This is a genomic window from Elusimicrobiaceae bacterium, from assembly GCA_028700325.1.
In the GTDB taxonomy this organism is placed as follows: domain Bacteria; phylum Elusimicrobiota; class Elusimicrobia; order Elusimicrobiales; family Elusimicrobiaceae; genus JAQVSV01.
The window spans coordinates 40,613-51,635 of sequence record JAQVSV010000009.1 but is presented as its reverse complement, the minus strand read 5'-3'; the positions used below and the strand labels follow the sequence as shown (position 1 = coordinate 51,635).

The window sequence follows — 11,023 nt, the reverse complement described above, 5'->3', positions numbered from 1 at the left end:
TGTCAACAATTCAGGATCCGGCGCTGATAACCGGCAGTTTTGTCGGGTACGGCGGGCTTTCGCTGTCGCGCTCCGGAGCGACTGACGTGGCCGAGCTGCGGTATGATCCTTCGGTGCTTAATTCCGTGAAACAGCAGATCTGCCAGTACCGGGAAAACAAGTCCACCCTGCATGTGTTTATCGGCGTGCCGGCTTTGGAGAACTGAGGCGATTATGACCGGGAAACGCGGGCTGACGCTCATCGAGATAATGCTGGCCACCCTTATTATGGGGCTGGTGGTGGTTGGTCTGCTCAATGTGCAGTATCTGCTCAGCCATAAAAGCGGCGAGCAGAACGAGTACGCGTTCGCCAACCAGAAAGCCATGCAGATGCTGGAGGAGCTGCGTTCGCTGGTGGCCGGGTCGGAGGATAACGACGTGGCCGTGCTGGACGATTACGATAACGGCACCTCCTATTCTTCCATACTGACCACTGACCGCAGCGTGTCCGATCCGGCCAATCCGCTCAGCGGCAACGTAAGAAAAAACAACGCCTGGAAATATATCCGCAGGATAAACGTGCTTAAAATGCCTGAGGAGGCCTACTCCCGCAAGGTGTTTGTGCGGGTGTACAAGAATTCGGTTTCCAATCCCGGCTCGCCGGAAGTGAAACTCGCGGAAACGATGACGGTTCTCAAAACCATAAAGGGCGATTTTGTGCCCACACAGGTGATTGACGTGTTTCTTGTGGCGATAGGCAATGTGCCCGGCTGGTGGTCGTCCATGAGCTCGATCCGCAGCGCGTATGAAAGCGTGCTGCAGGATATACAGTCGCGCAATCCCGGGTTTGAAGTGCGCACGCACTGGGTTACAAGGCTTTCATACGGGCGCGATCCGTATTATACGCCTTACATTAACGAGGAAACCCGGTCCGACGCGGCCGCCATGCCGTATGTGTATTTCTATCCCGGCCTTATCCCCGACCAGTATGACAGCGATTACACCTATTATTCCTCCGATTTCATAAACGAGCGGCTTAACGCCGACGGCGCGCTCGCCAATTCCTCCACCTATTCGGTGTGTGACCAGTACAATCACGCCATGCGTTACCCGGAGGAGGAGGCTATTTATAACGGGCTTGTCGCGGCCGCCGGGTCGGCTGGCAGCTCCGCGCCGGAGCCAAGCCTGCGCATGCTGCTGGAAAAACTGAACAGCGCTTCCGCGCCGTATAAAAATGCGGTGCTGATCAATCTGCATGGCGAACTGCTGCCGGTTCCGCCGATGCGCAATTATTCCGACGCCGCGAAAGATCCGGCGGATTATCCCTATTACCGGGTGGTGACTCACCCGGAGCAGATCCGCTACAACGCCGCGGAGGATGTGGTTTTGCGGGTTTATCCGTATGTGACGGAACCGGCCCGGGTTTCATCTTCGGCGGTGCTGCCGTCCATAACGATACGCCTGCCCGACGTCGCTTTAAGCGAGTCGGATGTCACGGCGGTTTCCATAGACGGCAACGCCACTTCCGCCTATACTTCCGCGACGCGCGTTTCCGGGGACGGGCGTTACCTGCTTACACATCCGACTTCCGATTGCACCCTGATAACGCTTTACAGCACTCCGGTGCGCCATTCATCGCATACGGTTTCCGGCGCGAACGTGCAGGGCCTGCCTGACAGCATGAGGCTGTACGGCATGGAATATGTGCCCTGTCCGGTGTCCACCGCCTCGACGGTGGATTTTTCGCGCAATCTGACCAACACCTCCAATTCCATGCCGAAAAACACCGCGCGCTGGGTGATTACGCTTAACGGCGCGGCTCTGCCGGCCCGCGCGCTGACCGTGGAAACGCGCATAGGCGACGACCTGACGGTGGGGATCGGCTCGAACAAGCCGGACAACATTTCAAAAACCTACGTCTGGCACGGAGTCGCATTGCCTGTCACGGAAAAGTACCAGCTGCTGGGCGATCCGCGTCACTGCCCTTACAAGGATGTTGTGGCGGATCACCGCTATAACTGGAATTTCGCGTCGGTTTCTTCCAGCTATTGGCCCGGTTTCACCAAAACCCGCTCCGGCTGGGGTGACGACGATAACGATATTGACGTTGACCGCGCGTTTCAGCTCTACCGGGAAGGGCTGATTAATTCGCAGGCCGTGTGGTCGGCCATCACCGGGTTCAGTTATTACTATTACGGGCTGGGCGGCGAATTCGGCAGCGATATGGCGCCGCTGGCCAACGCGCTGAAATTCAAGAAAACCCCGTGGAGCGCCAGCGGCGAGACCAGTTCAGTCTATGTGGATGAAATACTCAATTATAACGCCGCTTCCGGGCTGACTTCGAACCGGCTGGTGGCCAACACTTCGGGCAGTTGGTATTCCAAGCCGTGGCTGGGCGAGCTGTATCCTGATGCGGCTTATGCGGCCTGGGTGTCGAGCGGCAACCTGTCCACCGGGATCGGCAACTATTACCGCGCTTCAAAGAGCGTTTTTCTGCCGCACGGCAGCACCAACCGGACGGGCGGATATGGCTGCGCCGCTTTTTTCAACGGCAAGCCGTCCAGCAAAAACGGGCCATTCATGCATATTTCGGTAACTTCGTCAGGCACGATTTCGGATGTGGGACTGGATGCCGCGGCGGTTTTCAACTTTCCGCTGGCCACGGTGGTGGCTTCGCTGCGTCCCTATACAATAAACTACGGGAGCAGTTATCCGCCGGCCTGGTTGGATACGACGTATTCGATGATCCGGTCCACCCTGTCTGTGCCCGCGGCGGCCAGCGCGAGCCGCATCTATTACACCTCCGATTACAGCACATCGTACACGGCGAGCGGCATCGTGCAGATGGCTTACGCTTCGAGCGCGGCGTTTGTGACCGTGTCGGGTTTGACCACGCAGGCGAGTTTTGGCAGCACGCAACTGAGCAGTTACGCGCTGCTTTCTCTGCTTTACACTTTCCTTGACGCGGGCCTCTACACCGGCAGCGCGCATATCGCCCAGCTGCCCAGGGTCGTGATCAGTTCTCCGGCGGTAACCGACGAGTTTAACGGCGTGACCGCCGTGCCCATGCAATGGAGCGCGTCGTGGCTGCGCTGGAACGGCGAGCCGTACACCTCCGACTACAGTTCGGGATATTCGGAAAGCACCGCTCTTGTCTATATTGCCAAATATTCCGCCGACAACGGCAACACCTGGAAATACTGCCTGGACGGGGCTTCCGCTCTCGCCGGAGTTTACAGCGGCGCTTACGCCCAGAGCGGCACTTCCTTTGACTGGGACGTGGGCGGGCTGCCCAAAGGGTCCTATGTTCTGAGAGTGGAGGCGTTCCGTTCCGCGATTCCGTTGCACTATGCCTATGACCAAGTCAATGTTTACCTGCGCGATTAAAAACCATTGCGGTTCCGCGGCAGGCGCAGGCGGCCCGCGCCGCCGGGCGGCAGGCCATACGCTGCTGGAGGTGATAGTCACCTCCACCATCGCCCTTATCGTTGTGCCGGTGCTTGCGGTTCTGATCCTGTCCACCAGCAAAGGTTTTACCAACTTTGAAGCCGCCAGCACGATGAAGCAGATGAACCAGAACTCGCTTAACAGGATTTATTTGCGGCTGGGCCGTTCCAAACGCCTGTTCGAAAATGACGTTTTGGGCACAGGACTGCTCGCGCGCTTTAACATGGCCGGCGCGCCGGCCGTGCTGACGGGCAGCAAGCTCGCTTCAATAGAGGAACAAGGTTCTTTCTCCAGCGCCGCCGCCTCGTTCAAGGCGGCTTCTTTCGGCAACCGGCTGTTTTTCGCGTATCTTTACGGTTCGCAGGATATCGCGCTGTCCGGCAGCAGCACCTGGCGGGTGGATACCTACAAACTTGTCCAGTATTACCTTACGGCGGACGGCGCGCAAACGGTAAACGGAGTGCAGGCTTATAATCTGGTCGAGCTGGAAAGCGGCCTGTATGCCGATTGCAAGCAGCTGACCGCTCTTACGAGCTCCACAAACCGCAAAAAGCTGAATGCCAATCTGCTGGCGGCCGGCATAAACACCTGTCTGCTGAGCGACACGCAGGACTACACGCTTGCGTTCTCCTCCATAAACGCCGCCGGCACGCTGACCAGTGTGCCAAGCCACAAGATCGCCATAGCCAAAAGCAAAAATCTTACGCAGGCGCTTACGGGCATAATGGGCCGGAGCTACAGTTACGGAGTGGCGCCAAACACAGGCGTCTGGACCGCCCCGAAAACCACCGTGCCCGCTTACGCCACGGCCGGCGGCAGTTTCCCGGGCGGGCTGGAGGTGGGCATAATCGGCGGCGCGAACGGGCGGCAGGTGCTGGTGCGGAGCGTGGCGGTGGCGCAGGGCGAACGTAACAATCTTGTGTTTAACGATATGTCAGTCATCTCCAGTTCCCGTGACATCTGGTGACGGGCGGCGTTTGAATATAATGAAGACCGGGTTGAACAGAAAAGGCGTTACTCTTGTAGAGCTTATGATAGCCGGCTCGCTGCTGGTGGTGGCGGGACTGGTGTTTCTGTCGTCCTTCAGCACGATCGCGCGCGCCATACGGCATTCCAAAATGCAGTCGCTTTCGGTGGTGCCGCTGGCGGTGCAGAAGATGGAAGCTCTCAAACAGCTTCCCTATTCGCGGCTGGCGGTTACAACGGCGGCCGCGCAGGCGCAGGAAAGCGGCTTGGGCGGGTTCAGTTATGATATTGCGGTTTATCCGCCGGAAACGATCGCATCCGGCGGAGTCGGTTATTCCCGACGCGTTTATGTGGAAAAAGTGCGGGACACCGGAGTTGCGCTCAGTTCGGTTTCCTATGCCGAAGCTGATACCGGCGCCAAGCGCATTACCGTTTATATAGTGTGGCAGGAGAACAATAAATGGCATAAGTATTCGCTTTCCGGCCTTTATGCGAATTCGGATGTGGCCGCGGCGGATTCCACCGTCAGCGGTTTTGTAACCACCGGCAATATCTGGCCGTTATCGGGCGTGCGGGTGGAAGTGGCGCAGAATCCGGATTTATACGCTTTCAGCAATGCGCTGGGGTTTTACCAGCTCAAGGCCACGGAAGGATTTTATACATTGAAAGCCGGCCGGGACGGCTATTACAGCCAGTACTCTCCGGTTATCACGCTTTCGCAGGACCAGACAACCACGCAGAACTTTAACCTGGCCGCCATGTCGTTCGGCACTGTCAAGGGCGATGTGTGGCTCGCGTCCGGCCCCGTAATCAGCATGGTGATGGCCGGCACGTCAAACAATACGGAAGTGGTGGAACTGTATAACCCCACCACGGCGCCGATGACAATAAACGCGGATACGCTCCGGCTGCTGTATCAGAAATCCAATTCCACTTCGCTGGCCGAAGTTTCCCTGACCTACCGGACAAACATTCTGCCCGCGCAGGGCTATTATCTTATTTCAAACGCCAGCACCGTGCAGTATGGTTATTACGGCGTAAGCGCCGACGCCGTGTACAGCAATTCCGACCTGATCGCTAAAAACACGACCGGCGGAATCGGCATAAGGAATCCGGCTTCGTCGGGTTATTACGACCGTGTCGCGTGGCGCACCAGTTCGCACAACAGTTCGGCTCCGTCGGCGCTTACCGAGGGAACCGCGGTTACCGTTTCAGGCGGGCTGGGCGATAGGGAACAGCTGGTCCGGCTGACCTATCCCGGCTCGCTCAACACGACAAGCGGCCGCGCATACGACACGGATAATAACAGCCTGAATTTTTATGCCTCGCATTCCATGAATTACGCTGTGAAAAATTCCGCGGATATCCAGGCCGCGCTCGCGGGCGTGCCGGCCTACGGAGCGGCGGTTTCCGCCAACGACGGCCTGTCTTCCGCGGTGCAGGCGGAGGTGTCTTATGTCAGCGGCGCCTATCCCAAGGCGTCGTTTTCGCTGACGCCGGTATCAACAGGAACCTGGACGGTTTCCATTTCGAGCGATTTGTATTTCGCCACGGTTTCTTCTGTGACGGTTTCCGCCAATGCCACGGTATATATTCCCAACGCCGTTACTGCCCCCGCGTGGCCGTATGGCGGGGTGTATTCGGTGCGGCTGGTTTCCACCACCGAAAACGGTTTTATAAGCGGGCGGGTGTGCAATGTTTACGAGGCGCCGTTGCAGGATATTACCGTAACGGCCGGCGAGAACGCCGCCAGAACCGATTCAGCCGGCCGGTATCTGCTTGCCGCGCCCGCGGGTCTGGCCACCGTGATCGCCAACGCCGCCGATGTAGCCGGTTATAAGGACTATTATGCCACGGTGTCTTCACAGGGCGTGACGGTTTCAACAGGGCAGATCACAGGGGACGTGGATTTCTCGATTTCCATAGTGGGCCATATTGCCGGACGGGTTACGTCAAACGGGGTTGATCCTATTTCCGGCGTGGCGGTGACCGCCGTCAGCAACGGGCTGGAATCCGGTTACGCGCTTACCAACCAGGCGGGGTATTTCACGATGCAGAACCTGTCTTCCGGCACTTATGCCGTTGAGCCGCAGCTTGACAGCAGCGAAACCGCTTCGCCCGAAAGCGTGGCGGCTAACGTTTACACGGCGGGCGCCACGGTGTGGACGGCAACTTTCACCGTATCCAACACCATGTGCGCGATTAAAGGCACCGTGCGGGAAGGCGGAGCCGCCGTTCCCGACGGCGCGCTTATAGTAATTTCCACCGTCAGCCTGGCGGCCGGCCCGCCGGTCAATGACGCCGCGCTGCGCGGCGGCGGCACGGTGTATTACGCAGATTCCACCCGCCCGGACGGGACTTATTCCGTTACCGTGCGCGGCAGCGACAGCGAAATCACCTATTACGTCTACGCTTTCCGCAACGGCGCGCGCCGCGCGCAGGCGGTAACGATGACGGAAGCGGCGGCCGTGACGGCGGATTTTGATTTTTAGCGTATGTTAAACAGAAAAGGGTTCACTTTAACCGAAGTTATAATAACCAGCGTAATCATGGGGCTTATCGCGCTGATGGGGGCGGCCGTTCTGCTTCAGATACGGAAGTTTTATCTCCAGAACAGCAGCCAGCTGTCGCTGCAGATCGAGTCGCGCGTGGCGATGGATCTGATGACCCGCAATCTGCGGCAGGCGAAAGCCGCGACGGTCACAATTGACAGCGCCGCCGGCGAACCGCCCTATTCGCGGATAACTTTTACGAAGCAGTCCGGCTCCGCGCTCGCATATTATCTGGATGACGGAGTGCTGTATTCCACGTCCACTTCCGATCCGGTCAGAGTGATGACGCGCGACGTGGTGTTTACGGCGTTCGCGTTTCCGCGCACGGATGACGACAGGTATCTGTCGGTTTCGTTCGCTGTGAGGAAAGAATCGGCAAATCACAAAAGAAAACTTTACATGTGGGCTGAAAAGGTACGGGTGCAGAATGAATAACAAAAAAACGGCAGGCTGTTCAGGGCGGGTTTCACGGCGGGCGGCGGATAACGCGGGAGTGTCGCTGCTGATAGCGATACTGATAATAGCGGTGCTTTCGGTGCTGGTGCCTTCGTTGGTCTATCTGGCGCGGCAGGACAGCAACGCTTCCCAGAAAGAACAGCGCAACCAGACGGCGTATGCGCTGGCGGAAGCCGGCGCGAACCGCGCGCTGCTGTTGCTGCGCGACAGCACCACCGTCTACGATCTTATAGTGAAAAGCGGCGTGGCGCCGGCCGGCTATAAATTCGACTACAGCTACTCGGATATGGCGGATTCCGGAACTTACCGGGTCGGCCTGTCGAGCACCGCGGCTTACGGCGAAGTGCGCGTCGTTTCAACCGGCAGAGACGCTTCCGGCAGGGAGTACCGCACGATTGAAGTGCTTTACACCAATCAGGCCGAACGGACTGATACTGTCGTGAATTCCTACTGGATAAAATTTTCCGGCAACGCGATCGGAGTATGGGGCAAGATAGCCGCCCAGCAGGATATCAGGCTGTCGGGCAATGCGGACAAGTATTTCCCGCGCAAGGTGGCCGGCGGCGCGATTTTCGGGCGCGGCAGCAATCCTCATCATCCCAGAACCGACAGAATGGAGTGGTGGTCCTATAATCCGCATTTCGTGCCGCACATGCCCGCGATTGATTTTGAAAGCTACCGGGCTTCCGCCCGGCATCAGGGGCATTATTACCAGAATTACGTCACGCTGTCGAATCTGCTTTCCAACGACGATTCCGCGGTCTGGTTTTTTGAAAAGGGATTCAGCCTCGCCGGCGTGTCGCATCTGCGGGGCGTGCTTATCGCGCTGGGGCCGGTGCATATCTCGGGCCAGGGTTCCTGCGCCGACGGCTACGGCGGTTTCACAGTCACGCCGCCGGCACGGGCATATCAGGAATATATGAAAGGCGCGCCTTTCTGCGGCACCAACCAGCTCAATATTTCCACCCTGACCTGTTCCGGCGGCGGTGATAATGAATGCTGGCACCAGTATCCCGGCGACGCCGGATACCACGCCGTCGAGCCGTTCAAGTTCGGGTACGGCTGCGTGGCGCATCACCATCTGGGCGGCGGCGACGACAGCTGTCCTGTGTTCAAGGGCGCGCTGTATGTGACCGGGCAGCTGACCATGACCGGCCAGACCGGGATTTACGGAATGCTCTACGCGCTGGGCGGGCTGGTGGCGAGCGGGCGGGTGAATTTTTATCTCGACCCGTCCGCGGATATTTTCCATTCCGGCTGTTCTTCCACGGCTTCCATGTCGCAAACGTCGTGGCGGGAATTGCAGCCGGTGAGATTTTAGGTTTTCCAGGCCGCTACCGCGGCCTGGCCGAGCGAGAGTCCGCCGTCGTTGGCGGGCACCGCGTGGTTGCAGTAAACGTGCAGGCCGCGTTCCTTAAGCAGTCTTGCCGTATGCCCGAGCAGCAGCCGGTTCTGGAAAACCCCGCCCGATAAAGCGACTGTTCTTATGCCGGTGCGCCGCGCTATCAGCTCAACCGCTTCCGTGGCGGCCTGCGCCACGCGGTGGTGGAACGCGCAGGCTATTTCGCGCCGCAGCTGCACAGGCAGCGCGCCGCGTGTTTCCTGCCGAATGGCGGCTATTTCCGCGAGCGCGGCGCCGGGCGAAACCGTCACGAAATTTTCTGTTTCTTCAATTCCGAACGCGGGCATTACGGCGCAGCGTCCGTTGCCTGCCGAGGCCAGCGCCTCGAATTCCATGGCCGCCTGACCCTCGTATGAAACTTCCGCCGGCCCGCCCGCGAGAAAAGCGGCCGCGTCAAACAGCCTGCCCATGGAGGAGGAAAGCGGGCTGTTAAATCCGCTTTCGAGCATAGCCGACACGGCTTCAAATTCCTCGACCGGCACCGCGGAAAAAATACCGTGTTCAACCCCGGTCCAGGCGAGCGCCGCGCGCCAGGGCGCGCGGACGGCGGCGTCGCCGCCCGGAAGCCGGGTCCGTTCAAGCGCGCCGGCCCGTTCAAACGAGCCGCCGCGGCAGACGAGGAATTCCCCGCCCCAGACGGCGCCGTCCGTTCCCAGCCCGGTCCCGTCGAATGCCGCGCCGATAACCGGTTCTTTCAGCCCGTGTTCCGCCATGACGGAGGCGATATGCGCGTGGTGGTGCTGCACGTCAATTATTTCGCGGCCCGCGGCGAGGCGCCGGCACAGCGCGTAAGCGGCATAGCCGGGATGCAGATCCCGCGCGAAAAGTTCAGGCTCGGCGCTGAGCAGCGCTTTCAGTTTTTCGTATGAGGAGAGGAAAAACCTTTCCGCTTCCAGCCCGTCCATGTCGCCGATATGCTGGGACAAAACCGCTTCGTCGCCCCTGGTAATGCAGAAAGTGTTTTTCTGCTGCGCGCCGCACGCCATAACCGAGCCGGCGCCGGGCAGTTTTACGCCCGCCGGCACGTAGCCGCGCGCGCGCCGCAGCGGCACGATCCGGCCGCCGGTTTCATAAACCACCGAGTCGTCGCAGGGGTTATGGATGTCGCGGTTGTGGGTCAGCAGTGCGTCAAACACCCCCGGCAGCCGGGCGCACAGCGTTTCGTCCTCATACAATACGGGTTCGCCGCCGCGGTTGGCCGAGGTCATTACCAGCGGGCCGGTCAGTCCCAGTCCGGCCCGGCAGTCGAACAGCAGTTCGTGCAGCGGAGTAAACGGCAGCATTACGGCGAACGTGTCCAGTCCCGGCGCGGCCGCCGGATAGGCGGCGGTGATGCGCTTGAGCGTAACCGCCGGCGCGGCGGACGAAAGCAGCGCCGCCTGCTCGTTTTCGCTCACGCGGCAGTGTTTCTTGACGGCTTTGAGCGACGGGAACATCAGCGCGAACGGCTTGTCCGGCCGGTTTTTGCGCGCGCGCAGCAAAGCGACGGCCGCATCGTTCGATGCCTGGCACGCCAGATGGAACCCGCCGAGGCTTTTCACGGCGATTATTTTGCCGTCCGCCAGCGCCTGCGCGGCCTGCCTGAGCGCGGCTATTGCGCAAACCCGGTTTCCGCCGCTGATGTATTGCGCGCGCGGGCCGCAGTCGGGGCAGGCGTTGGGCTGGGCGTGGAACCGCCGGTCGGCCGGGTTTTGGTACTCGGCGGCGCAGGCGGGGCACAGGGCGAATTTGTCCATCACCGTATGCGGGCGGTCATACGGCAGCCGGCGTACTATTGTAAAGCGCGGTCCGCAGTTGGTGCAGTTGGTGAACGGGTAGCGGTAGCGGCGGTTGGCGGGGTCTTTGATATCGCGGCGGCAGGCGTCGCACATGGCCATGTCGGCGGGAATGGCGGCTGAATTTTCGCCGCCGGTTCTGCTGGCGGTTATTTTGAATTCGCGCTCCCCGGCCAGCGGAATCAGTTCCGCGCGCAGCGACCTGATAACCGCGCCGGGCGGCGCCTTTGTTTTTAAATCGCTGATGAATCCGGCGACGGCCGCCTCATCGCTTTCCGCTTCTATAAATACGCCCTGCGCGCAGTTAAACACAAAGCCGCGCACTCCGCGCGCCATTGCCATGCGGTACACGAACGGGCGGAATCCGATACCCTGCACCACCCCGGTTATATGCACTTTTTTGCGTATTGTCTTCAACGGTCTGTCCTTGTTGCATGACCGGCGCA

General features: G+C 59.6%; 7 protein-coding genes. 6 read left to right on the top strand and 1 reads right to left on the bottom strand.

Going from position 1 to position 11,023, the window contains the following annotated elements; translation table 11 throughout:
- From PHW69_02430 to PHW69_02405, 6 genes are all read left to right on the top strand, one after another.
- Window positions 1-206, top strand: a 206-nt coding sequence (locus PHW69_02430; protein MDD4004042.1) for a hypothetical protein, incomplete at its 5' end; no start/stop codon positions are given.
- 7 nt (window positions 207-213) lie between these two features.
- The gene (locus tag PHW69_02425) at window positions 214-3,366 is read left to right on the top strand and encodes a prepilin-type N-terminal cleavage/methylation domain-containing protein (protein ID MDD4004041.1); all 3,153 of its coding nucleotides are present in this window, start codon (window positions 214-216) and stop codon (window positions 3,364-3,366) included.
- Complete coding sequence (locus tag PHW69_02420) at window positions 3,335-4,393, top strand: hypothetical protein (GenBank protein MDD4004040.1); 1,059 nt, start codon at window positions 3,335-3,337, stop codon at window positions 4,391-4,393. Before PHW69_02425 ends, PHW69_02420 begins: the two co-directional genes overlap by 32 nt.
- 19 nt (window positions 4,394-4,412) lie before the next feature.
- The gene (locus PHW69_02415; protein ID MDD4004039.1) at window positions 4,413-6,884 is read left to right on the top strand and encodes a carboxypeptidase-like regulatory domain-containing protein; all 2,472 of its coding nucleotides are present in this window, start codon (window positions 4,413-4,415) and stop codon (window positions 6,882-6,884) included.
- A 3-nt stretch (window positions 6,885-6,887) separates the two neighbouring features.
- Window positions 6,888-7,379, top strand: a complete 492-nt coding sequence (locus tag PHW69_02410; protein MDD4004038.1) for a prepilin-type N-terminal cleavage/methylation domain-containing protein — start codon at window positions 6,888-6,890, stop codon at window positions 7,377-7,379.
- Entirely contained in the window at window positions 7,372-8,721 is a 1,350-nt protein-coding gene (locus tag PHW69_02405; protein MDD4004037.1) for a hypothetical protein, read from the top strand. Before PHW69_02410 ends, PHW69_02405 begins: the two co-directional genes overlap by 8 nt.
- Here the strand turns inward: PHW69_02405 and hypF are convergent.
- Entirely contained in the window at window positions 8,718-10,994 is a 2,277-nt protein-coding gene (gene hypF, locus PHW69_02400) for a carbamoyltransferase HypF (GenBank protein ID MDD4004036.1), read from the bottom strand. The genes PHW69_02405 and hypF overlap by 4 nt on opposite strands.
- Window positions 10,995-11,023 lie beyond the last annotated feature (29 nt).

Bases quoted from the DNA above. Each gene is read 5' to 3' on its own strand.
- PHW69_02420 (MDD4004040.1), top strand. From the start codon at position 3,335: ATGACCAAGTCAATGTTTACCTGCGCGATTAAAAACCATTGCGGTTCC.
- PHW69_02425 (MDD4004041.1), top strand. From the start codon at position 214: ATGACCGGGAAACGCGGGCTGACGCTCATCGAGATAATGCTGGCCACC.
- PHW69_02405 (MDD4004037.1), top strand. From the start codon at position 7,372: ATGAATAACAAAAAAACGGCAGGCTGTTCAGGGCGGGTTTCACGGCGG.
- PHW69_02410 (MDD4004038.1), top strand. From the start codon at position 6,888: ATGTTAAACAGAAAAGGGTTCACTTTAACCGAAGTTATAATAACCAGC.
- PHW69_02415 (MDD4004039.1), top strand. From the start codon at position 4,413: ATGAAGACCGGGTTGAACAGAAAAGGCGTTACTCTTGTAGAGCTTATG.